At 71.8% G+C, this 22,890-nt stretch carries 22 protein-coding genes and 1 pseudogene; 8 read left to right on the forward strand and 15 right to left on the reverse strand.

Annotation, left to right across the window (positions count from 1 at the left end):
• Positions 1-3: 3 nt before the first annotated feature.
• Positions 4-1,029 carry a magnesium and cobalt transport protein CorA gene (locus AC3RJ7_RS00450; RefSeq protein WP_491453892.1) on the forward strand — a complete coding sequence of 342 codons (1,026 nt, stop codon included), beginning with the start codon at positions 4-6 and terminating at the stop codon, positions 1,027-1,029.
• Positions 1,030-1,084: 55 nt separating this feature from the next.
• Here AC3RJ7_RS00450 and AC3RJ7_RS00455 read toward each other — a convergent pair whose 3' ends face one another.
• The 4 genes from AC3RJ7_RS00455 to argG all read right to left on the reverse strand — a co-directional run bounded on the left by AC3RJ7_RS00455 (position 1,085) and on the right by argG (position 5,961).
• Positions 1,085-3,043 carry a YhgE/Pip family protein gene (locus AC3RJ7_RS00455; RefSeq protein ID WP_491453893.1) on the reverse strand — a complete coding sequence of 653 codons (1,959 nt, stop codon included), beginning with the start codon at positions 3,041-3,043 and terminating at the stop codon, positions 1,085-1,087.
• Complete coding sequence (locus tag AC3RJ7_RS00460; protein WP_491453894.1) at positions 3,040-3,717, reverse strand: P-loop NTPase family protein; 678 nt, start codon at positions 3,715-3,717, stop codon at positions 3,040-3,042. The genes AC3RJ7_RS00455 and AC3RJ7_RS00460 overlap by 4 nt, the downstream gene beginning before the upstream one ends.
• The gene (locus AC3RJ7_RS00465; protein WP_491453895.1) at positions 3,714-4,385 is read right to left on the reverse strand and encodes a TetR/AcrR family transcriptional regulator; all 672 of its coding nucleotides are present in this window, start codon (positions 4,383-4,385) and stop codon (positions 3,714-3,716) included. The genes AC3RJ7_RS00460 and AC3RJ7_RS00465 overlap by 4 nt, the downstream gene beginning before the upstream one ends.
• 151 nt (positions 4,386-4,536) lie before the next feature.
• Entirely contained in the window at positions 4,537-5,961 is a 1,425-nt protein-coding gene (argG, locus tag AC3RJ7_RS00470; RefSeq protein ID WP_452048717.1) for an argininosuccinate synthase, read from the reverse strand.
• Positions 5,962-6,241: 280 nt separating this feature from the next.
• On the opposite strand from argG, the gene AC3RJ7_RS00475 reads away from it, so the two are divergent.
• From AC3RJ7_RS00475 to AC3RJ7_RS00485, 3 genes are all read left to right on the forward strand, one after another.
• The gene (locus AC3RJ7_RS00475) at positions 6,242-7,690 is read left to right on the forward strand and encodes a S8 family peptidase (protein ID WP_491453896.1); all 1,449 of its coding nucleotides are present in this window, start codon (positions 6,242-6,244) and stop codon (positions 7,688-7,690) included.
• A 167-nt stretch (positions 7,691-7,857) separates the two neighbouring features.
• Complete coding sequence (locus AC3RJ7_RS00480; RefSeq protein WP_491453897.1) at positions 7,858-8,337, forward strand: DUF3151 family protein; 480 nt, start codon at positions 7,858-7,860, stop codon at positions 8,335-8,337.
• Between the two features lies 1 nt (position 8,338).
• Positions 8,339-9,625 carry an adenylosuccinate synthase gene (locus tag AC3RJ7_RS00485; RefSeq protein WP_491453898.1) on the forward strand — a complete coding sequence of 429 codons (1,287 nt, stop codon included), beginning with the start codon at positions 8,339-8,341 and terminating at the stop codon, positions 9,623-9,625.
• A 19-nt stretch (positions 9,626-9,644) separates the two neighbouring features.
• Here AC3RJ7_RS00485 and AC3RJ7_RS00490 read toward each other — a convergent pair whose 3' ends face one another.
• Both AC3RJ7_RS00490 and AC3RJ7_RS00495 read right to left on the reverse strand, forming a co-directional pair.
• On the reverse strand, positions 9,645-10,481 hold the full coding sequence (locus AC3RJ7_RS00490; protein WP_491453899.1) for a hypothetical protein: 837 nt from the start codon (positions 10,479-10,481) through the stop codon (positions 9,645-9,647).
• A 142-nt stretch (positions 10,482-10,623) separates the two neighbouring features.
• Positions 10,624-10,842: an antitoxin gene (locus AC3RJ7_RS00495; protein WP_491453900.1), complete on the reverse strand. Its 219-nt coding sequence runs from the start codon at positions 10,840-10,842 to the stop codon at positions 10,624-10,626.
• Between the two features lie 141 nt (positions 10,843-10,983).
• Between AC3RJ7_RS00495 and AC3RJ7_RS00500 the strand changes: the two genes are divergently transcribed.
• Positions 10,984-11,613: a GNAT family N-acetyltransferase gene (locus tag AC3RJ7_RS00500; RefSeq protein ID WP_491453901.1), complete on the forward strand. Its 630-nt coding sequence runs from the start codon at positions 10,984-10,986 to the stop codon at positions 11,611-11,613.
• Positions 11,614-11,630: 17 nt separating this feature from the next.
• On the opposite strand, the gene AC3RJ7_RS00505 is transcribed toward AC3RJ7_RS00500, so the two are convergent.
• The 7 genes and pseudogenes from AC3RJ7_RS00505 to AC3RJ7_RS00535 form a co-directional block, all read right to left on the reverse strand.
• Positions 11,631-12,371, reverse strand: coding sequence for a TSUP family transporter (locus AC3RJ7_RS00505; protein WP_491453902.1), 741 nt, complete (start codon positions 12,369-12,371; stop codon positions 11,631-11,633).
• Between the two features lie 94 nt (positions 12,372-12,465).
• On the reverse strand, positions 12,466-13,944 hold the full coding sequence (locus AC3RJ7_RS00510; protein WP_491453903.1) for a sodium/solute symporter: 1,479 nt from the start codon (positions 13,942-13,944) through the stop codon (positions 12,466-12,468).
• Complete coding sequence (locus AC3RJ7_RS00515; protein WP_491453904.1) at positions 13,941-14,324, reverse strand: DUF485 domain-containing protein; 384 nt, start codon at positions 14,322-14,324, stop codon at positions 13,941-13,943. The genes AC3RJ7_RS00510 and AC3RJ7_RS00515 overlap by 4 nt, the downstream gene beginning before the upstream one ends.
• A gap of 68 nt (positions 14,325-14,392) precedes the next feature.
• Positions 14,393-15,070 (reverse strand): hypothetical protein, encoded by a 678-nt coding sequence (locus tag AC3RJ7_RS00520; RefSeq protein ID WP_491453905.1) that lies wholly within the window; start codon positions 15,068-15,070, stop codon positions 14,393-14,395.
• A pseudogene (locus AC3RJ7_RS00525) lies at positions 15,067-15,663 on the reverse strand (alpha/beta hydrolase); the annotation flags it as partial. The gene AC3RJ7_RS00520 and the pseudogene AC3RJ7_RS00525, both read right to left, overlap by 4 nt.
• Positions 15,664-15,753: 90 nt before the next feature.
• On the reverse strand, positions 15,754-16,512 hold the full coding sequence (locus AC3RJ7_RS00530) for a LytR/AlgR family response regulator transcription factor (protein WP_491453906.1): 759 nt from the start codon (positions 16,510-16,512) through the stop codon (positions 15,754-15,756).
• Complete coding sequence (locus AC3RJ7_RS00535) at positions 16,509-17,699, reverse strand: sensor histidine kinase (protein ID WP_491453907.1); 1,191 nt, start codon at positions 17,697-17,699, stop codon at positions 16,509-16,511. The genes AC3RJ7_RS00530 and AC3RJ7_RS00535 overlap by 4 nt, the downstream gene beginning before the upstream one ends.
• Positions 17,700-17,902: 203 nt before the next feature.
• On the opposite strand from AC3RJ7_RS00535, the gene AC3RJ7_RS00540 reads away from it, so the two are divergent.
• A complete protein-coding gene (locus AC3RJ7_RS00540; protein WP_491453908.1) occupies positions 17,903-18,280 on the forward strand; it encodes a DUF485 domain-containing protein in 378 nt (125 codons plus the stop codon).
• Positions 18,277-19,941 (forward strand): monocarboxylic acid transporter, encoded by a 1,665-nt coding sequence (locus AC3RJ7_RS00545; protein WP_491453909.1) that lies wholly within the window; start codon positions 18,277-18,279, stop codon positions 19,939-19,941. The genes AC3RJ7_RS00540 and AC3RJ7_RS00545 overlap by 4 nt, the downstream gene beginning before the upstream one ends.
• Before the next feature lie 141 nt (positions 19,942-20,082).
• On the opposite strand, the gene AC3RJ7_RS00550 is transcribed toward AC3RJ7_RS00545, so the two are convergent.
• Together AC3RJ7_RS00550 and lpdA are read right to left on the reverse strand one after the other, a co-directional pair.
• Positions 20,083-20,280, reverse strand: coding sequence for a hypothetical protein (locus AC3RJ7_RS00550; protein ID WP_491453910.1), 198 nt, complete (start codon positions 20,278-20,280; stop codon positions 20,083-20,085).
• An 80-nt stretch (positions 20,281-20,360) separates the two neighbouring features.
• Complete coding sequence (gene lpdA, locus AC3RJ7_RS00555) at positions 20,361-21,758, reverse strand: dihydrolipoyl dehydrogenase (RefSeq protein WP_491453911.1); 1,398 nt, start codon at positions 21,756-21,758, stop codon at positions 20,361-20,363.
• 225 nt (positions 21,759-21,983) lie between these two features.
• Here lpdA and AC3RJ7_RS00560 point away from each other — a divergent pair.
• Positions 21,984-22,890, forward strand: a 907-nt coding sequence (locus AC3RJ7_RS00560; RefSeq protein WP_491455202.1) for a DMT family transporter, incomplete at its 3' end; no start/stop codon positions are given.

Genomic DNA, 22,890 nt, shown 5'->3' on the forward strand with positions numbered 1-22,890 from the left:
CCCATGACGGTCATCGACAACGCGATCTACGTCGACGGCCGCCGCGTCGAGACGCCCAGCGTGCTCGCCGAGACGTTCGACGAGCTCGAGCGTCACCGCGGCGGGTTCGCCTGGATCGGCCTCTACCGTCCCGACGCTGCTGAACTCGGCATCGTCGCCGACGAGTTCGGTCTGCACGAACTCGCCGTCGAGGACGCGCTCGCCGGCCACCAGCGCGCGAAGCTCGAGCGCTACGGCGATACCCGGTTCGTGGTGCTGCGGCCCGCGCGCTACCTCGATGCAGAGGAGCGGGTGGAGTTCGGCGAGGTGCACCTCTTCGTGGGCGCCGACTTCGTGGTCGCCATCCGCCACGCCGAGAAGCCCGACCTGGCGAAGGTACGCGCGCGCCTCGAAGCCTCGCCCGAGTTGCTCGCACGAGGACCCAATGGCGTGCTCTACGCGGTGCTCGACCAGATCGTCGACGAGTACGCGCCCGTCGTTGCCGGCCTCGAGAACGACATCGACGAGATCGAGGAGCAGCTCTTCAGCGGCGACGCGGCCGTCGCCCGGCGCATCTACGACCTCTCGGGCGAGGTCATGGAGTTCCAGCGGGCGGTGAAGCCGCTCCGCGAGATGATCGAGGTGATTCGCGACGAGCTCGGCGACGCGGCGGCGGCCGGGGGCTCCGAGCCCGAGGGCGATGAGCTCGAGCTGCGGCGCGCGTTCCGCGACGTGCTCGACCACGTCATCCGCATCACCGAGCGAGTCGACGAATACCGGCAGACGCTGCAGAACGCGCTGAGCGTGCACGCCACGCTCGTCGCGCAGCGCCAGACCGAGACGAGCATCGCGCAGAGCGAGCAGACGAAGAAGATCTCGGGCTGGGCGGCGATCTTCTTCGCCCCGTCGCTCGTCGCCGGCATCTACGGCATGAACTTCGACCACATGCCCGAGCTGCACTGGGCGTTCGGCTACCCGTTCGCGCTCCTGCTCATGTTCGTCTCGGGCTGGGTGCTCTACCTGATCTTCAAGTCCCGGCACTGGCTCTGAGACGCGGATGCCTCGGGGCCGGCGCCGGCCCCGAGGCATCCACGCCCGAGACGACTCAGCCGATCAGGCTCGGCTGCAGGTCGCGCAGCGTGCGGAAGTGCGTCATGCGGGTCACGCCGATCGCCGAGACGACGAGCGCGCCGACGAGCCAGATCGCGAGCACCCCGAAGTCGCTCGCGGCGCGCGACAGGTCGCCGCCGTACATGAACTGCCGCATCGCATCGACGACGTAGCCCATCGGCAGCACGTGGTGGAGCCAGGCGAGCGGCTCGGGCAGGGTCTGCCACGGGAAGGTGCCGCCCGCCGTCACGAGCTGCAGCACCATGAGCACCAGGCCGAGGAACTGGCCGACCGAGCCCAGCCACACGTTGAGCGCGAGGATGATGGCCGCGTACGTGACCGAGGCGAAGATCATCGTGCCGACGACGCCGAGCGGGTGGTGCATCTGGAAGCCGAGCGTGAACGCGAGCACGAGGTAGAGCGCCCCCATCTGCACGGCCCCGAGCAGCCCGGGCGTGAGCCAGCCGGCGAGCGTGATGCGGATCGGCGAGTGCAGCGCCGTGACCGCCCGTCGCGAGATGGGCTTCACGATGAGGAAGAGCGCGTAGATGCCGATCCAGCCGGCCAGGGCGGCGAAGAACGGGGCGAGCCCGGCGCCGTAGTTGCCGGCCTGGGCGAGCGAACTCGTCTCGAGGGTGATCGGGTCGGCGATCGTCGAGGCCTGCGCGTCGCGCGTCGCCTGGCTCGAATCGGGGATCTGGTCGACTCCGGCCTCGAGCCCGTCGCGCAGCTGGGCCGAGCCGTCGGCGAGTTCGCCGAGGCCCGTCTGCAGCGTGCCGACGCCGTCGCGCAGCTGCGCCGAGCCGGTCGCGGCCTGTGCGGCCCCGTCGGCCAGCTGCGCCGCGCCGCTCGCCGCCTGCGCGGCGCCGTCGGCCGCGGTGCTCGCGCCCGCCGCGAGCTCGGCGGAACCCGCGGCGACCTGCGCGCTGCCGTCGGCGAGCCGGTCGATGTCGCCGACGACGGACTGCACCTTCTCGTTGCCGGTGGTGATGCGGTCGCCGACGACATCGAGGCGCGCGAGCACGGCGTCGATCGTCGCCTGGTCGAGGCCCTGCGCCTCGAGCGCCGCCTCGATGTCGGCGCGGGCCTGCGGCACGGCGGCCGCGGCATCGGCGACGGCGGTGCCGACCCGGTCGGCCGAGGCCGCGAGCTGCGCGTTGCCGTCGGCGACCTGGGCGGCGCCGTCGGCGAGCGTCGCCGAACCGTCGGCGAGCCGGGCGGTGCCGTCGGCCAGTTGCTGCGTGCCGGTCGCGAGCTGCGCCGACCCGGTCGCGAGCTGCGCGTTGCCGTCGGCGAGCTTCGTCGCACCGTCGGCGAGCTGCGCGGCCCCGTCGACGGCCCGGTCGGCGCCGTCCGTGAGCTGCGAGGCGCCGTCGGCGGCCTCGACGAGCTCGCCGCGGATGGTCGAGATCGAGTCGAGCAGCGTCGACGCGGCCTCTTCGCCGACCTTCTCGGCGATCGTGGCGCGGATCTGCTCGACCGCCTGCTTGCCGATCGTGCCCGCGAGGTAGCTGTTCGCATCGTTCGTCGACAGCACGATCTCGGCCTGACGCGGGTCGTCGGTCTGCACCGAGGCGAGCGCGTCGGAGAAGTCGGCCGGGAAGGTGATCGCGAAGTCGAAGCTCGAGTCGTCGAGCCCGGCCTCGGCCTCCTCGGCCGAGACGCGCTGCCAGTCGAAGGCGCCGTCGGCCACGAGCTCGTCGGCGATCTCCTCGCCGACGTTGCGCGCCTGGGTCGTCTCGCCGGTGGCGCTCGTCGAGGCGGCGACGCCCTCATCCTCCACGACGAGCGCGACGGGCACCTCGGCGAACTTCGCGTACGGGTCCTGGTTGGCCCAGAGGTAGAGCCCGCCGTAGAGCACGGGCACGGCGAGGAGCGCGAGGAGCGCGAGCACCGACATCCTGGTCGAGGTCAGCCGCCGGAACTCGGCGGCGATCATCTGGGGGATCTTCACGCGATGCCTCCCTCGGCGAGCGGCAGGGTGTCGGAGTCGTCGAACGCCTCGGGCGAGTCGGGCCCGTGCATGCGGGCGATCATCGCCGCGGCGCCGATCGCTGCGGCCGAGGCGTCGCCCGCGATCACGAGCACGGCGAACCCGCGGTCGGCGAGTTGCTTCGCGAGACCCCACCACTCGGTCGGGTCGCCGCCGTGCCGGTCGGGGGAGACGACGACGAGGCCCTCGACGCCCTCGCGGAGGAGCGCGAGCTCGGTGAGCAGGCGCAGTCGGGTCAGCGGGGCGACGTTGGCGATCGGCGTGCGCGCGACGTCGTCGAGCCCGAGCTGGGTGAGCCAGCGCGACACCGAGACGGGGTTCGACGGGATGCCGGCGAACATGAGCTCTTCGGCGGCGACGCCTGCGACGGTGACGTTCGGCGCGGGGTCGCAGACATCGGGCGCATCGACGAGGGCGATGCGTCGGCGGATCGCCGAGGCATCCGCCTTGCCGTCGATCGTGACGGTGCCCGCGTCGGGCCGCATGCGACCCGAGGCGATGAGGCCGAGCACTGTGGGCCGCTGTTCGGTCTCGGCGCGGGCGAGCGTGGCCCGGCCCGACTCGAAGCCGACCGAGGTGGCGCCGAGCGCCTGCCCGTCGCGGCCCTTGGTGACGTCGCGGAGTTCGATTCTCATGCCGGCTCCTCGGAGGTCGCGGGCTCGGTGGGCTCGGGGGTGGTGAGCTCTGGGGTGGTGTCGATGAGGGCGCCCGCCTCGCGCCAGGAGAGGCCGGCGGTGCCGAGCACCGACAGCATGACGGTGCGCCGGCCCTCGGCCTGCGGCAGGCCGGTGCGACCCGACTCGAGCAGCACGGCGAGCGCCGACTCCTCGATGAGACGCGCGACGAGCGCCGGGCTCAGGTCGTCGCGCACCGTGCCGTCGGCGACGCCGCGGTCGACGAGTGCGGCGAGGCGCTCGCGCACGGGGGCGAGCGCAGCGGCGACTCGCTCGACGTACGGCGCCGAGAGCGCCATGCCGGCGAGCAGCCGCACGTGCTCGACGACGCCCCAGAGGCGCGAGCCGAGCAGGGCGATCGCCACGGGCGTCGAATCGTGCTCGACGGTCGCGGCGACGGCGTTCAGCCGTGCGGTGCCGCGCTCGATGAGCGCGAGCACGAGTTCGTCGCGACCGGCGAAGTGGCCGTAGACGGCGCGGCGGGTGAGGCCGGCGGCGGCGGCGATCGTCTCGAGCGCGGCGTCGGGGTTCGCCGCGAGCGTGGTCGCGGCGGCGGCGAGGAGGGCTTCGCGGTTCTCGGCCGCGTCCCGACGGGGCGCGCGGCGCTCCGCGTCGGTGACGGACGGCATGCATCGATCGTAACGAACTTGCACAGTGGTGTGCAAGTTAATTCAGCCATCTCACAGCACGAGGCCCGATTCCCGGAGCCCCGCGCTGCGAGAGCACGGGCCGGGGAATCGGGCCTCGTCGGAACGAACTGGCTCGGAGCGCCGCGGCGCCTCAGTCGGTGCCGAGATCGAACGCCGCCGCCTCGATCGCGGCGTCGGTCGCGGCATCCGCCGCATCGTCGCTGGCCGCGGCGATCGACGCCGCCTGACCCTCGGCCAGGTCGCCCACCAGGGCGGCCGTCGCGCCGCCGACGATGCCGAGGTGCGCGTACTGCTCGAGGCGCGACCGCGAGTCGGCGATGTCGAGGTTGCGCATCGTGAGCTGGCCGATGCGGTCTTCGGGGCCGAAGGCCGCGTCGCCCACGCGCTCCATCGAGAGCTTCTCGGGCTGGTAGCTGAACGCGGGGCCCTCGGTGTTCAGGATCGTGTAGTCGTCGCCGCGGCGCAGGCGCACCGTGACCTCGCCCGTGACGGCCGAGGCGACCCAGCGCACGATCGACTCGCGCAGCATGAGCGACTGCGGGTCGAGCCAGCGACCCTCGTACATGAGCCGGCCGAGGCGCCGGCCCTCGTTGTGGTAGTTCGCGATCGTGTCCTCGTTGTGGATCGCGTTCAGCAGCCGCTCGTAGACGAGGTGCAGCAGCGCCATGCCGGGCGCCTCGTAGATGCCGCGCGACTTCGCCTCGATGATTCGGTTCTCGATCTGGTCGCTCATGCCGAGACCGTGACGGCCGCCGATGCGGTTCGCCTCGAGCACGAGCTCGACGGCGTCGTCGAACCGCACGCCGTTGATCGCGACCGGGCGGCCCTCCTCGAAGCGCACGGTGACGTCTTCGGCGGGGATCTCGACCGACTCGTCCCAGAACTTGACGCCCATGATCGGCTCGACGGTCGTGATGCCGGCGTCGAGCTCCTCGAGCACCTTCGCCTCGTGCGTCGCACCCCAGATGTTCGCGTCGGTCGAGTACGCCTTCTCGGCGCTCGCGCGGTACGGCAGGTCGCGCTCCTGCAGCCACTCGCTCATCTCCTGGCGGCCGCCGAGCTCGGTCACGAACGCCGAGTCGAGCCACGGCTTGTAGATGCGCAGCCGCGGGTTGGCCATGAGGCCGTAGCGGTAGAACCGCTCGATGTCGTTGCCCTTGTAGGTCGAGCCGTCGCCCCAGATGTCGACGCCGTCCTCCATCATGGCCCGCACGAGCAGCGTGCCCGTGACCGCGCGGCCGAGGGGGGTCGTGTTGAAGTACGTCTTGCCGCCCGAGCGGATGTGGAACGCGCCGCATGCGAGGGCGACGAGGCCCTCTTCGACGAGGGCGGCACGGCAGTCGACCAGGCGGCTGAGCTCGGCGCCGTACTCGAGGGCGCGGCCGGGCACCGCCTCGACGTCGGGCTCGTCGGGCTGGCCGAGGTCGGCCGTGTACGTGCACGGCACGGCGCCCTTCTCGCGCATCCACGCGACGGCGACGGAGGTGTCGAGACCTCCGGAGAAGGCGATGCCGACGCGCTCGCCGACGGGGAGGGACGTGAGGACCTTCGACATGCCCTCCAGCCTACTTGGGCGCCCGGGTGCGTGACATCGGCGGGGATGCCTCGGCGCGCAGCCGCCACGGCCGCTCGAGTGGCGACGGGGAGCCGTATCGAGACCCTCGGCTGACGCGCCCGGGAAGCGCGGGGACTGTCGCCGACTCGCGCTCGACGGCTAGGCTCGCGAAATCGGGCGAGCGCCGGCGACCCACGCCGCCGTACTCGCAGACCCGCGAGGCGCCCGGTCCGGTCGACGCGGTCGGCCGTGCATCCATACCCTTCGAAGGAGACGGGGAATGAATCGCAAGGTGATCGGAGCCGCAGTCTGCACTGCGGCCCTCGCCATCGGTCTTCTCGGTGCAGCCGGTACCCCGGCCGCCGCAGACGGCCAGGAACACAGCTACCTCGTGGTGGCACCGAACGGCAGCGACACCGCGAACGCGCAGCAGCGCGTCGCCGCCGCAGGCGGCACGGTCGTCGCCGCCTACGACCAGATCGGCGTCGTCGTCGCGCGGTCGACGGCGGGCGACTTCGCGTCGCGGGTCGGCGGCGGCCTCCAGGTCGCCGCGACCGACGGCCTCGGCACGACGCTCGTCGACGACGACGAGACGGTCTCGGTCGACTCGGCGACCGTCGAGGCCACGGGCGACCCGACGGGCGAGCCGCTGTGGGGCGACCAGTGGGACATGAAGCAGATCGACGTCGCCGAGGCGCAGGCGGTGACGACCGGTGACTCGTCGGTCGTGGTCGGCGTGCTCGACTCGGGCATCTCGTCGACCCACCCCGACCTCGCCTCGCAGATCGCGATCGACCAGAGCGCCTCCTGCATCGGCGGCGTCGCCGACACGAGCGTGGCGGCGTGGAACCCGACGACCTCCGACCACGGCACGCACGTCGCCGGCACGATCGCCGCGGCGATCAACGGCGTCGGCATCGCCGGCGTCGCACCGGGCGTCAAGGTCGCCTCGGTCAAGGTCGTGAACGACGACGGGTTCATCTACCCCGAGGCCGCCGTCTGCGGCTTCCTGTGGGCGGCCGACCACGGCATGCCGGTGACCAACAACAGCTACTTCATCGACCCGTGGGAGTTCAACTGCGTGAACGACCCGCGGCAGCGACCGGTCTGGGAGGCCGTGCAGCGCGCCATCCGCTACTCCAGCGAGAAGGGCACGCTGAACATCGCGTCGGCCGGCAACAGCAACGTCGACCTGCAGCACAAGTTCGTCGACTCGTCGAGCCCCAACGACGGCAGCTACCCCGTCGAGGACCGCACGATCACGGGCGCCTGCCGCGACCTGCCGGCCGAGGCGCCGGGCGTCGTGACGGTCTCGGCCGTCGGCCCGACCGAGCAGAAGAGCTACTACTCGTCGTACGGCCAGGGCGTCGTCGACGTCACGGCCCCCGGCGGCGACACGCGCTTCCGCACCGGTGGTGCGTCGTCGACGATCACCGACGCTGTGCTCTCGACGACGTGGAGCGCAGCCAACGGGAACGGCTGGGGCTACAAGCAGGGCACGTCGATGGCCGGACCGCACGCGGCCGGTGTCGCCGCGCTCGCCGTGTCGGCCCACCCGGGCATGAAGCCGGGCCAGCTCGCCTCGTTCCTCGAGCGCACGGCGACGCCGATCGCCTGCCCCGACGGCGTCTACGAGCCGCGCCCCGGCTACCCGGCGACCTGCACGGGCGGCGAGCGCAACGGGTTCTACGGCGCGGGCAACGTCAACGCGTTCAACGTCGTGCAGTGACGCGCTGAAGTCAGCAGTACGCGAGGGGTCGGGCCGTGAGGCCCGGCCCCTCGTCGCGTGCCGGTGGTCTCGATACGGCGCTGCGCGCCTACTCGACCGACCGGCCGCGCTGCGCGCCTACTCGCCGACCGGCCGTGCCGGAAAAAGGGCCCGCGATAAGGTGGAGTGTGACTCCCGAAGAATCAGCCACCGGGCCTGACGCGGCGCTCGCCGACGAACCCGAGGTCCGGCAGGCGCTGGCCGAGGCCGATCGCGCCTCCGTCGCGGCGGTCGTCTCGGAGCATCCCGCATCGCCGCTCGCCTGGGCCGAGCTCGCCGATCTCGCCGACTCCGAGGGCCGCCCGCTCGAGGCGTACGCCTTCGCCGCGGCATCCGCAGAGCTCGCCCGTGCGCAGCTCGCGAGCGCCGGCTGGCAGCCCGGCACCGCGGTGCCGTGGGCCGACGAGCCCAACCGCGCCTACCTGCGTGCCCTCGACACCCAGCGCCGCGCCGCCGAGTCGCTCGGCCTGACCGAGCGCGCAGCGGCCCTCGCCGAGGAGCTCCGCAGCGCCGATGCCGAGGCGCCCGCCCGCATCGCGAGCGAGTTCACGCCGACCCAGCTCATCACGATCGTCCCGGCCGCCGCGCCGGAAGAAGGGGAGCACTGACATGCCCGCAGCCGTACTCATCGGTGCACAATGGGGCGACGAGGGCAAGGGCAAGGCGACCGACCTGCTCGGCTCGCGCCTGGACTACGTCGTCAAGTTCAACGGCGGCAACAACGCGGGTCACACCGTGGTCGTCGGCGAGGAGAAGTACGCGCTGCACCTGCTGCCGTCCGGCATCCTGACGCCCGGTGTGACTCCGGTCATCGGCAACGGCGTCGTGGTCGACGTCGAGGTGCTCTTCGAAGAGCTCGAGGGCCTCGAGGCTCGCGGGGTGGATGTCTCGAAGCTGCGCATCTCGGCGAACGCGCACCTCATCACCCAGTACCACCGGGTGCTCGACAAGGTCACCGAGCGGTTCCTCGGCAAGCGCCAGATCGGCACGACCGGCCGCGGCATCGGCCCGAGCTACGCCGACAAGATCAACCGCGTCGGCATCCGCATGCAGGACCTGTTCGACGAGAACATCCTGCGGCAGAAGGTCGAGGGCGCCCTCGACCAGAAGAACCACCTGCTCGTGAAGGTCTACAACCGCCGCGCGATCGGCGTCGACGAGATCGTCGACGAGCTGCTCGGCTACACCGACCGGCTGCGCCCGATGGTCACCGACACCTCGCTGCTGCTGCACCAGGCGCTCGAGGCCGGCGAGACCGTGCTCTTCGAGGGCGGCCAGGCCACGATGCTCGACGTCGACCACGGCACCTACCCGTTCGTGACCTCGTCGAACGCGACATCGGGCGGCGCCGTCACCGGTTCGGGCATCGCGCCGAACCGCATCGACCGCGTCATCGCCGTGATCAAGGCCTACACGACGCGTGTCGGCGCGGGCCCGTTCCCGACCGAGCTGTTCGACGAGTGGGGCGACTTCCTCACCGAGCAGGGCCACGAGTTCGGCACGACCACCGGACGCAAGCGCCGCACCGGCTGGTACGACGCGCCCATCGCGCGCTACGCGTCGCGCATCAACGGCGTCACCGACTTCGTGCTCACGAAGCTCGACGTGCTCACCGGCATCGAGAAGATCCCCGTCTGCGTCGCGTACGACGTCGACGGCGAGCGCTTCGACGAGGTGCCCGTGTCGCAGAGCGACTTCCACCACGCGAAGCCGATCTACGAGGAGTTCCCCGGCTGGACCGAGGACATCTCGGGCGCCCGCGAGTTCGACGACCTGCCCGCGAACGCCAAGGCGTACGTGCGCGAGCTCGAGGCGATGAGCGGTTCGCGCATCTCGGCCATCGGCGTCGGCCCCGGGCGCGACGAGATCGTCACGCTGCACGACCTGCTCGACTGAGCCGGGGCCGGGCCGCTCGTCACTCCGGTGAGCCGAGCGGCCCGGTGCCCGTGCCGTCGGGTACCGTGCGGACGTCGAGGAGTTCCTCGCGGCCCGCGCCGCCCGACACGGCGAGCGTGAGGACGGGCCCGACTCCGCGGGCGTAGAACTTGAGCTCCTCGACATCGGGTTCGAGCGGCGTCGTGTCGCGCGTCAGCAGGGCGCCGTCGTAGGCGCCGTACGGCACCTCGACGAGCTCGTCGACGCCGAGGACCGCACCGGCGTCCTCGGCCTCCCCCTCGAGGTACTCCTGCCGGTAGGCCATGCCGGGCTGCGGGTCGGCCGGCAGTGCGATGCCCGGCAGCGCCCCGTCGACGCCGGCCTCGAAGCTGCCCTCCGTCGACACGATCTCGCCGTGCTCGAACTCGGCCGTCTGCTCGCCGAGGTACCAGATGGTGCCCGCCGAGTCCTGCGCGTACCAGTCGAACGTGTCCTCGACGAGCTCGTCGCCCCGGCTGACGGTGTCGCGCACGACGCGCGCCTCGACGCCGTTCGCGATCGTCTTCGTCTCGGAGGTGACGGTCACCCGCACGGTGAGATCGCCGTCGGGGTCGGTCTCCCGGTACACCCACTGGGTGCCGGGCTTCATCGGCCAGTACGGGTTGTCGATGTCGGTCGTGAAGTCGGCCGGGTCGAGCGTCACCGGCTCGTCGCCGACGGGCAGGGAGCGACCGTGGTGCACCGGCATCGGCGGGAACATCGGCGGGTCGACGCAACCCGACGTGAGCAGTGCGCTCGTCGCGACGAGAACGAGCACCAGCGGCTTGCCGATCGGGCCCATGGGATGCCTCGATTCCCGCGTGCTGTGCGCGGTCACCTTCAGGATCCGCCCGACGATCGCACCCCGCGACGGCGGAGCGCCATTCGTCCTGGCGCAGGGACGCGACGAGGGGGATGCCGCGGCGACATCCCCCTCGTGGCCGCCGGCTCACACCGGTCGGCGGTTCCGGCTCAGTCGGTCACTCGTTGCCGACGGCGCCGTCGGCCGCCTCGCGGGCACCGTCGATGTGCTCGTCGAACTTGCCGCCCGTGACCTTCTTCGCGAAGTCGGCGACGCCGTCGAGCACCGAGTCGCTGATGCCCTCGGCCTGCTCGCTCTTCAGCGCGTCGTCGATCTTGTCTTTGTTCTGCTCGTAGAACTCGCCGGCCTGCTTGGCCGCGTCGTCGATGGCCCCCATGGGTGCGCCTTTCGTTCGGTGATCGGACCCGGTCATCGTCGCACGCGACGCCATCCGGCGGAAGACCCCCGTCTCGCTCCTGCGGCAGGCATGTGCGCTCCCGATTGTGCACGGGCGCTGCGGAGCGGCAGACTCGGTCGGGTGACCGCGCCTGCCACGTCTGCGACCGTGCCCGCCCCGACCGAACTGCGGGGGCGCTTCGTGCGGCTGACGCCGCTCACCGAGGCCGACCTGCCCGGGCTCTTCGAGCCGCTCGCGCGGCCCGAGGTGTTCGCCGGCGGGTACGGCGGCGGCCCGGCCGGGCTGCCGCAGGGACGAGCGGCGTTCATCGAGTGGGCGCGGCGCTACTACCTCGCCGACGATGCGGCGCGGCCCTTCACGGTGCGCCTCGTGGGCGGATCGGAGGAGGGCGCGATCGTCGGGGCGACGAAGCTCGCCGACTTCGACACGGCGAACGAGTCGACCCACATCGGCTGGACGGCGTACCACCCTAGGGTCTGGGGCACCGCCGTCAACCCCGAGACGAAGCTGCTGCTGCTCGACCACGCGTTCTCGCACGGCTTCGGGCGTGTGAAGATCCAGGCCGACTCGGCGAACGCGCGCTCGCGCGGTGCGATCGAGAAGCTCGGCGCCAAGCTCGACGGCGTCATGCGCCGCGACAAGCGGCGGGCCGACGGCTCATGGCGATCGAGTGCGGTCTACTCGGTGATCATCGACGAGTGGCCCGAGGTTCGGGCCGGGCTCGAGGCCCGGCTCGCCGCGTTCAGCTGACACGGCGCACTCGCGCGTCACCCGAGCAGCTCGAGCGCGCCGTCGACGAGCGCCGCGGCGCCGCCGACGTACGCGATCACGATGACCGCGAGCCGCGCCGCCCGGTGGCTGACCCGGGGCGAGAGCCACTCGCCGACGAGGAGGCCCACGAGGAGCGCCCCGATCACGAACGGCCATGCGGCGGGGTCGAGCGAGGGCCAGCTCCACCCCGTGGCGATGAACTTGCCGAGCAGCGCCGCCGAGCCGATCACGATGAAGTACGCCTGCGCGGTCGCCGCGAACCCGACCTGCGGCCACCGCGTCGCGACGGCGTACACGCTGAGCGCCGGCCCGCCGACGCCCGCCGAGGCGTTCATGAAGCCCGATGCGGCGCCGGCGATGATCGCCGGCGGGGCGCCGGTCGCGGTGTGCTCCAGGCGGGTCACCACGAGGGTGACCGTGAGGGCGACGACGACGAGCAGGCCGACGCCGACCTGCAGCACGGGGCCCGGCACGTTGGCCGCGACGATCGCGCCCGCGACGGTGCCGAGGATCGCGGGCGGCAGCAGCCACGCGAGCCGGCGGCCCTCGACCAAGCGCCACACGCGCGGCAGGATGAGCAGCGACGACAGCACGGCGCACAGGTTCACGACGACGACGCCGTCGAACGGCCCGAGCAGGATGACGAGCGCGGGCGACGCGATGAGCGCGAACCCCATGCCGGTGATGCGCTGCGACGCCGCGCCGACGAGCACGGAGAGGGCGACGGGCAGGAGCACCGGGCAAGTCTAGGCGTCGACGGCGCGCTCCCGACTCCCGCGTGGGTCGCGGACCGGAGGCCGCGCGGCCGCGTGCGGCCGGGTGCGCTCCGGCTCAGTTCCGCTCGGGCACGTGCAGCCGCGTCAGGTAGCCGTCGACCCCGCGCGGGATGCCTCGGCGATCGCCGCGCGACGTGAGCACCGTGACGACCACGGCCAGGGGCACCGTCCACGCCGCGGGCTGCTCGAGGAAGGGCCGCAGCGCGGGCAGCGCCGCCCCGAGCGCCCCGCCGGCGAGGATCGCCGCCGCCGAGAGCACGGCACCGGTCGTCATGCCCGCGATCGCACCGCGCGCGGTGAGCCCCCGCCACCAGATGCCGAGGATGAGGACGGGGCAGAGCGTCGACGCGGTGAACGCGAAGACGAGACCGACGCTGCCCGCGAGGCCGGTCGACTCGGTGACGAGCGCGACGGCGAGCGGCACCGCCGTCGAGACGATCGCCGCGATCCGGAAGCCCCGCACCCGGCCGCCGAGCAGATCCTGGCTGATGACGCCCGCGAGCGACACGACGAGCCCCGACGACGTCGAGAGGAACGCCCCGAACGCCCCCGCGATGACGAGCGCGGTGAGCAGGTCGCCGATGGGCCCGGGCACGAGCCGGTCGGGCAGCAGCAGGATGAGCGCGTCGGCACTGCCGGGCGCCGCGAGGTCGGGCGCGAACACCCGCCCGAGCAGCCCGAAGGCGGTCGGGAACAGGTAGAAGACGCTGAGCAGCACGAGCACGATGACCGTCGTACGTCGGGCGGCGACCCCGTCGGGGTTCGTGTAGAACCGCACGAGCACGTGGGGCAGCCCGAGCGTGCCGAAGAGCAGCGCGACCATGAGCGAGACCGTGCGGTAGACGTCGAGGTCGGCGGGGCCCGCGGCGGTCGGGAACGCCTCGGCGGGGGAGAGCGCGCCCTCGAGGGTGGATGACGCGGAGCCGCCGCCGATCGCGAGCAGCAGCACGACGACCGGCAGCGCGAGCGCCGTGAGCTTCAGCCAGAACTGGAACGCCTGCACGAACGTGATCGCGCGCATGCCGCCGGCGGCGACCACGACGGCGACGATCACCGCGACCGCGACCGAACCCACCCAGGCCGGCAGGCCCGTCGTGATGCGCACGGTGAGTGCGGCGCCCTGCAGCTGCGGCACGATGTAGAACCAGCCGACGACGATCACGAGCAGGCTCGTCACGCGCCGGGCGGCGACCGACTCGAGGCGGGCCTCGGTGAAGTCGGGGATCGTGTAGGCGCCGCTCCGTCGCAGCGGCGCGGCGACGAAGAGCAGCAGCATGAGGTAGCCCGCGGTGTAGCCGATGGGGAACCACAGGGCGGACACGCCGGTGAGCAGGATGAGCCCGGCGATGCCGAGGAACGACGCGGCCGAGAGGTACTCGCCGCCGATCGCCGACGCGTTCCACCACGGGCGCACCGTGCGGCTCGCGACGTAGAAGTCGCTCGTCGTGCGCGAGACCCTGAGCCCGTAGAAGCCGATGAGGACGGAGGTGAGGGCGACGGCCGCGATCGCGACGTAGCCGATCGCGGGATTCACGAGTCGTCCTCCGCGAGCGCCCGGTACCTGGCCTCGTTGCGCGCGGCGGCGCGCAGGTAGAGCACGCCGACCGTGATGACGAGCGGATAGAGGGCGAACGCGAGCAGCAGCCACGACACCGGCACACCGGCGACGAGGGTGCGGTCGAGGTCGGGCACGAGGGCGATCGCGACGACGAACAGCCCGGTCGCGATCACGAACCCTACCGCGACGACGAGCGCGAGCCGCAGCTGCGAGCGGATGAGCGACCGCACGTACACGCCCGCGACCTCGCTCGGCGGGTCGCCGGGGTGGTGCGACGCGCGCGCGGATGCCTCGGCCCCACCCGGTCGCGGAGCAGTCACGCGCACCCGTGGTGGGGGACCCGCTGCATCGGCCATGCGCACAGCCTATGCGGCGCCGTCATCGTCGGCCCGGCGAGCCCCGGCTCAGGCGGCCGCCGTCGCCCTCACGTGCCGGGAGCGGGTGTCGGTGACGGTCCGGACGTTTCGTCGAGGAACTGCGGGTCGCCGGGCGTGATGCCGAAGAACAGCGGATCGGTCGGCGCCTCGGTCGTGGTCGGGAGGTACCCCTGTCCGAGATGCACGCCGCCGAACAGCATCTCGGCGAGGGCGTCGGGGTCGCCGGGCCAGCACTTCGTCCGGGCGGAGACGCCGACATTGCCGTTCTTGAGGAACTCGACGAGCAGCAGCTCGAAGTCGCCCTCGTCGCGCACCTCGACCTGCAGCAGCTGCCCCTCCTGGTCATCGCTCCCGAGCGTGCCGCGCGACGGGGTCATGCCCTGCTCGCGGAGGAACTGCTCGACGACGTCGGCGTAGTGCTCGCGCTGCGTTCCGTCGAGCTGAAGGCTGCGGTTGAGCGCGTACGAATAGCCGTTGTAGTCGTCGCACGGCTCGGGCTGCATACCGTAGGACCCGAGGCTGCCGACCTCCCAGGGGCCGCTCGAGAGCTCCGACTGCAGGTCGTTGACGAACTCGCGATAGCGCACGTAGTTCGCCTCGGCCTCGGCACGGAGGGCCTCGGCGGTCGGCGCCGGTTCGCTGCATCCGGTCATCATCATCGCTCCCGTCGCCGCGAGCACCATGCCCGCGAGGCGTCGTCGTATCCTCACCCGCGTGCCGCTCACCACAACCACCAATCATCGCTGCCGTAGCCGCCCGACGTCGTCAGCGGTTCGCCGTGGGTGGCGATGTTGACGATGTTCGCGAACGATTCCGACCCCTGCTGGAGGTAGCCGCCGGGGTGGCCGGTGGTGCCGATCGGGAAATCGCCCTCGTCGTGGGTGCCGTGGCCCGGCGTGGCCCGCAGTTCTTCGCCGTCGTGCCTCGAATCGCTCGGCTCGGAGCCGTCGAGGTTCGGCGCGTAGCCGCCGTTGCTGTCGAAACTGGTCGCGTCGGGCAGGCTGCCAGGGTCGATCGGGTGTTCGGAAGGCCACCACCGCCCCTTTCGCGCCCAGTTGTCCTCCGGCGCGGTCGAGGCGAAGATCTCGGTGCCCGTGAAGTCGAGGCCGCGCTCGGGATCCTGGCCGAGCGCCTGATCGCTGAGCCCCGCCGACCTCACGGCGACCAACCTGTCGACGCCGAGGTCATCGCTCGCGCTGCCGACCGCCAGGAATGCCGCGGTGCTGCCGTAGGAGTGGCCGATCACCGTCGTGGTCGCGTTCGGCGGCGCCTGGAGGTCGAGCGCTCGCAACGCGTTCGTCAGGGTTTCGGCGCCGGCCTCGGCCTGGGCTGATCGCTCCCCCCTGCGACGACAATGACGTTCAGCCTATGCGACCGGTGGTGCGGGCTCGATGGGGACCACTCCCCACTACGACCCGCGCGCCCGCAGGGTCGCCTGCTCGAGCCGTTCGCGCAGCCCAGGCAGCAGCCGGCGGCTCACCGGCAGCTCGGCCTGGCCGACCGTCACGCTCGGGTGGTCGGCGCCGAGCCGCACCCGGCTCACGTGCGCGAGGGCGACGAGGTACGAGCGGTGCACGCGCACGAAGCCGGCGTCGGCCCACTGCCGTTCGAGGTCGGCCATCGGCACCCGCACGAGGTAGCTCGCCTCCTCGGTGTGCAGCCTGGCGTAGTCGCCCTGCGCCTGCACGTAGCGCACCTCGTCGCGGCGGATCATGCGCGTCGTGCCGCCGAGCGTCACGGCGATCATCTCGGGCGGGGCGGATGCCTCGGGCGCGGCGCGGCCCGCGCCACGGGTGCCGGCCGCGGTGATGGCCTCGACCACTCGGCCGACCGACCGGTGCAGGCGCTCGGTGCGCACGGGCTTCAGCAGGTAGTCGACGGCCTCGAGGTCGAACGCCTCGAGCGCGCCCTCCTCGTCGGCGGTGACGAACACGAGTACGGGCCGCTGCTCGAACCGGCCGAGCGCCCGGGCGAGGTCGAACCCCGTGAGCCCCGGCATGTGGATGTCGAGGAACGCGGCGTCGACCGGCTCGCGCGCGAGCAGCCGGATCGCCTCGGAGCCCGAGGAGGCCTGGTGGATGGTGCCGATGCGCGGGTCCTGCCGGAGCAGGAACGCGAGCTCGTCGATCGCGGGCTGCTCGTCGTCGGCGATGAGCACGGAGATCATGTTGCGATCCTCCCATCCCGCCGCGGGCCGGCCTTCGGCACCCGCATGCGCACGAGCGTGCCGGCGCCGACGTTCGTCTCGACGACGAGTCCGTGCTCGTCGCCGTAGACCTGTCGCAGCCGGGCGTCGACGTTGCGCAGCCCCACGTGCTCGCCGTCGGCGGGTCCCCCCGCGAGCACCGCCGCGAGCCGGTCGGGGTCCATGCCGACGCCGTCGTCCTCGACCGTGATCTCGGCGTAGGCGCCCGAGTCGGAGGCCTCGATCGTGATGCGCCCCCCGCCCTCCTTCGACTCGAGCCCGTGCCGCACCGCGTTCTCGACGAGCGGCTGGATCGAGAGGAACGGCACGACCGTCGAGAGCACCTCGGGCGCGATCTGCAGCGTGACCCGCAGCCGGTCGCCGAACCGCGCCCGCTCGAGCTTGAGGTAGCCGTCGATCGAGCGGAGCTCCTCCGCGACCGTCGTGAAGTCGCCGTGCCGGCGGAACGAGTACCTCGTGAAGTCGGCGAACTCGAGGACGAGCTCGCGGGCCTTCTGCGGGTCGGTGTTGATGAACGAGGCGATCGCGTTGAGCGAGTTGTAGATGAAGTGCGGGCTGATCTGGGCGCGCAGCGCCTTCACCTCGGCCTCCGCGAGGGCCGCCCGCGAGGCATCCAGTTCGCCCAGTTCGACCTGGGCCGCGACCCAGTCCGCGACCTCGCCGGTCGCGCGCACGAGGCCGGCCCGCACGGGCGAGGCGAACGCGACGATCGCCCCGACCGGGCCGGCGCCGCCGACGACCGGAGCGACGACCGCGTCGGTCTCCCATGCGCCGACGGGGATCCGCCGCTGCACGGTCGTTCGCCCGCCGGCGAGGGCCTCGGCGACGAGCCGCTCGGCGACCGGGCGCACGGCGTCGTCGCCGTCGATCGCGATCGCGCCGGTGCGGTCGGCGAGGGCGAGGCTGTCGCAGCCGAGCAGGGCGCGCAGGTGCTTGCCCGCACGCTGCGCATCGGGCCCCTCGAGCCCGCCGCGCAGGTGCTCGGCCGCCCGTGAGGCGAGATGCAGGGTCTGGTACGTCGCCTGCTCGGCGTCGGTGCCGAGCTCCTTCGAGGTGAGCACGATGCGCCGCAGGAAGATCACCAGCCCGACCGCGAGCGCACCCGCGGCCACACCGACGGCGGCGGCGAGCAGCATCGACTCGGGCATGCACGCCAGCGTAATCGCCCCGTCGTGCGCCCGGTGGCGGCATCCCCGCCGTTCGTCGCACCGTCGGTGCCGTTCGTCGACGACGAGCGGCGCAGGCCCCACGCCGAACGCCCGCACGACGAGACTCGGCCACGGCACCACCCAACGGCGGGCGTCCGCCCGTCGACCTCCTGAGAACACGAACCCCCGATGAAGGAGACGCCATGGGCAACGACGCCCTGAGCGCGGAGCAGGAGACGGCCCCACCCGTCGACTACCCCGCAGTCCAACGATCCCCGGAGTTCCAAGAGCTGCGCTCGACCCACCGGAAGTTCGTCTTCCCGGTGCTCGGCGCGTGCCTCGTCTGGTACTTCGGCTACGTGCTGCTCGCGAGCTACGCGCACGACTTCATGTCGACGCCGGTGTTCGGTCACGTGAACATCGCGATGCTGCTCGGCCTCGCGCAGGTCGTCACGACCTTCGCGGTCACGACCTGGTACGTCAGCTACGCCAACCGCAGGCTCGACCCGCGCGCCGAGGCGCTGCGCGACGAGATCGAGCAGGCGCAGTTCGCGCCCGAGGCCGAGGAGACGGCACGATGAGCTTCACCGCACTCACGGCGTCCGCCGCGGCATCCGTCTCGACCGGCGTCGCGGCCGAGGCCGCGCCCGCCGCATCGCCGGGCGAGCCCTGGCTCAACATCGCGATCTTCGGCGCGTTCGTCGCGATCACGATGGTCATCGTGTTCCGCGCGAGCCGCAACAACAAGACCGCGGCCGACTACTACGCGGCCGGCCGCTCGTTCACGGGCGGGCAGAACGGCTCGGCGATCGCGGGCGACTACCTCTCGGCGGCGTCGTTCCTCGGCATCGTCGGCGCCATCGCGATGACCGGCTACGACGGGTTCCTCTACTCGATCGGCTTCCTCGTGGCATGGCTCGTCGCGCTGCTACTCGTCGCCGAACTGCTCCGCAACACGGGCAAGTTCACGATGGCCGACGTGCTCTCGTTCCGGCTGAAGCAGAAGCCCGTGCGCATCGCCGCGGCGACCACGACCCTCGTCGTCTGCTTCTTCTACCTGCTCGCCCAGATGGCCGGCGCCGGCGGACTCGTCTCGCTGCTGCTCGGCGTGGGCGACCAGCTCGGCCAGGCCGTCGTCATCACGGTCGTCGGCGCGCTCATGATCCTGTACGTCCTCATCGGCGGCATGAAGGGCACCACCTGGGTGCAGATCATCAAGGCGGTGCTGCTCATCGCGGGCGCCGGCGTCATGACGGTGTGGGTGCTCGCGCTCTACGGCTTCGACTTCTCGAACCTCCTCGAGAACGCGGTCGAGGTGGCCGAGAACCCGGCGATCCTCGACCCGGGCCTCAAGTACGGCGTCTCGGATGTCTCGAAGATCGACTTCCTCTCGCTCGGCCTCGCCCTCGTGCTCGGCACCGCGGCGCTGCCGCACGTGCTCATGCGCTTCTACACGGTGCCGACCGCGAAGGAGGCCCGCAAGTCGGTCGTCTGGGCGATCTGGCTCATCGGCATCTTCTACGTGTTCACGCTCGTGCTCGGCTACGGCGCCGCGGCCCTCGTCGGCCCGACGGTCATCGCCGGCGCACCCGGCGGCCCGAACTCGGCGGCCCCGCTGCTCGCGTTCGAGCTCGGCGGACCGCTGCTGCTCGGCCTCATCTCGGCGATCGCGTTCGCGACGATCCTCGCGGTCGTCGCCGGCCTCACGATCACGGCGGCCGCATCGTTCGCGCACGACATCTACGCGTCGGTCGTGAAGAAGGGCAAGCCCGAGCCGGGCGCCGAGGTCAAGGTCGCCCGCCGCACGGTCGTCATCATCGGCATCGTCGCGATCATCGGCGGCATCGGGGCGAACGGGCAGAACGTCGCGTTCCTCGTCGCCCTCGCGTTCGCGGTGGCCGCGTCGGCGAACCTGCCGACGATCGTCTACTCGCTCTACTGGAAGCGCTTCACCACGAAGGGCGCCCTGTGGAGCATGTACGGCGGCCTTGCGTCGGCGATCATCCTCATCATCTTCTCGCCGGTCGTCTCGGGCTCCGAGACGTCGATGCTGAAGACCGAGGCGATCGACTTCGCGTTCTTCCCGCTGTCGAACCCCGGCATCGTCTCGATCCCGCTCGCGTTCTTCCTCGGCTGGCTCGGCACCGTGCTCGACAAGGGCACCGAGGACCCGCTCAAGCAGAGCGAGATGGAGGTTCGCTCGCTCACGGGCGTCGGCGCCGAGAAGGCGACGCAGCACTAGGGTTCCGGCGGCGGGGTCGAGTCCCGCCGCCGGGCATCACTCGACACGACCTCGCCCGCCTGCCCGGTCGCGTCGAATCCGATCGGGCGGATGCCTCGGCCCATGCCGAGGCATCCGCCCGCTTCGCTGCCGGCGAGCCGGTCAGGAGCGCGGGCGGCGCAGGCGCGCGACCGCCCAGCCGATGAGGCCGAGGCCGACCGCGGCCACCAGGGCGCCGATGATCGTCCACATCGTCGCCCCGGTCATGACGGAACCGGCCATCAGGCCGAGCCCCTGGAGCAGCCAGACACCGCCGGTGAGGGTGAGCAGTGCGCCGACGATGATGATGACCCAGTTCATGGGAGTGCCTTTCGCTTCGCGGTTCCGGGGTCTCGATACGCGTCGCGCTCCGCGCGGCGCTACTCGACCGGCGGAGGCTTCTACATGTTGATCATGTGGCCGACGAGGCCGTGGAACGCCTCCTGCAGCGCCTCCGACAGGGTCGGGTGGGTGTGCACGTTGCGGGCGAGTTCGAGGGCCCCGAGGTCCCACTTCTGGGCGAGGGTGAGCTCGGGCAGCAGTTCGGAGACGTCGGGGCCGATGAGGTGGCCGCCGAGCAGTTCGTAGTGCTGACTGTCGGCGACGAGCTTCACGAAGCCGACGGGGTCGCCGAGGCCGTTCGCCTTGCCGTTCGCCGAGAACGGGAACTTCGCGACGACCACGTCGTAGCCCTCGTCGCGGGCCTGCTGCTCGGTGAGGCCGAAGCTCGCGACCTGGGGCGAGCAGAAGGTCGCGCGGGGCATCATGCGGTAGTCGCCGAGTTCCATCGTCTCGGCGTCGCCGATCGTCTCGGCCGCGACGACGCCCTGCGCCTCGGCGACGTGGGCGAGCATGAGCTTCGCGGTGACGTCGCCGATCGCGTAGATGTGCGGCACGTTCGTGCGCATGCGCTCGTCGATCGCGATGGCGCCGCGCTCGGTGAGCTGCACGCCCGCGGCCTCGAGCCCGATGCCGTCGACGTTCGGGGCGAAGCCGACCGAGATGAGCGCCTTGTCGGCCTCGAGCGACCCCGGCTGCCCGTCGGCGCCGGTGTACGAGACGGTGACCGACGACCCGTCGTCGACGACGCTCTCGACCTTCGTCGACGCGAGGATCGGGATGCCGAGGTTGCGGTACTGCCTCGTGATCTCCTTCGAGACCTCGACGTCTTCGTTCGGCAGCGCGCGGTCGAGGAACTCGATGACGGTGACCTGCACGCCGTAGTTGCGCAGCACGTACGCGAACTCCATGCCGATGGCGCCCGCGCCGACGATCGCGATCGAGCGGGGGAGCTCGCGCGTGAGGATCTGCGTCTCGTAGGTGACGACGTTCTGCGAGAGCTGCACGCCCGGCAGCAGGCGCACCCGCGAGCCCGTCGCGATGATCGCGTTGCGGAACGACACCGTCTCGACCGACCCGTCGGCCTTCGTCACGTCGATCGTGTTCGGCCCGGTGAAGACCCCGCGGCCGTCGATCTCGGTGATGCCGTTCTTCTTCATCAGGAAGTGCACGCCCTTGACGTGCTTCTCGGAGACCTGGCGGCTGCGGTCGAACGCGGCGCCGAAGTCGAAGTGCACGTCACCCGAGATGCCGAACGTCGCGGCCTGGTCGTGGAAGATGTGCGCGAGCTCGGCGTTGCGCAGCAGCGCCTTCGAGGGGATGCAGCCCACGTTGAGGCACACCCCGCCCCAGTACTTCTCTTCGATGACGGCCACCTTCAGGCCGAGTTGCGCGGCGCGGATCGCGGCCACGTAGCCGCCGGGGCCGGCACCGAGCAGGACGACGTCGTATTCGCTCATGGGCGCCAGCCTATGCCCGTGCGCGCCCGGTGACGAGGGGCGCGGGATGCCTCGGGCCTGCCGTTCTTCGGCGGATTCCGGACAGCGAGTCCGCGAGCGGTTCCGGCGGCCTGCGGGCCGCCGTAGCCTCGACGGGTGAGCACCGCCGAGTCCGTCGAAACCGCCGCCGAGGCATCCCCGTCGCCCAAGCCGAAGCGCCTGTCGACGTGGCTGCAGTTCCTCGCGATGGGGCTCGTCTGGGGTGCCAGCTTCCTGTTCATGAAGGTCGCCCTCGAGGGGGTCTCGTTCGGGCAGATCGCGTGGTCGCGGGTGCTGCTCGGCGCCCTCGCGCTCGGCGTCATCGTCGCGATCACGCGCCCCAGGGTGCCGGCCGTCGACGGCACGCCCGGGCCGGTGCTGCCGCGCGAGCCGATCGTGTGGGTGCACTTCCTCGTGGTGTCGTTCACGACGTGCGTGATCCCGTACCTCTGCTTCGCCTGGGCCGAGCAGTACGTGTCGTCGAGCCTCGCCTCGATCTACAACGCGACGACGCCGATCATGACGGCGCTCATGGCGACGCTCGTCTTCCGCGTCGAGCGGCTCGGGCTCAGCAAGTGGGTCGGCGTCGGAGTCGGCATCCTCGGCGTGGTCGTCGTGATCGGCCCGTGGCAGTACCAGGCGCTCACCGGCAGCCTCGCGGGCCAGCTCGCCTGCCTCGTCGCGACCGCCTGCTACGGGTTCACGTTCGCGTACCAGCGCAAGTTCCTGAGTCACCGGCCGATCGCGCCGGCGACGTTCGCGTTCCTCTCGATCGGGGTGTCGGCGGTCGTGATGCTCGCGCTCACGCCGTGGCTCGCGGTCGGGCCGATCGAGCTCGACTGGGCGGTCGGCCTCTCGCTCGCCGCGCTCGGCGTGCTCGGCACCGGCCTCGCCTACATCTGGAACATCAACGTGCTGCGCGCGTGGGGGCCCACCGGCACGTCGACGGTGACGTACGTGACGCCGGTCGTCGGCGTGGCGCTCGGGATGCTGCTGCTCGGCGAGCGGTTCAGCTGGCACGAGCCGCTCGGGGCGGTGCTCGTGCTGCTCGGCATCCTGCTCGCGCAGGGGCGGCTGCGGCTGGGCGCGCGCCGGCCGGTCGAGAGACGGTCGG

The sequence above is a fragment of the Agromyces solani genome (assembly GCF_058349925.1).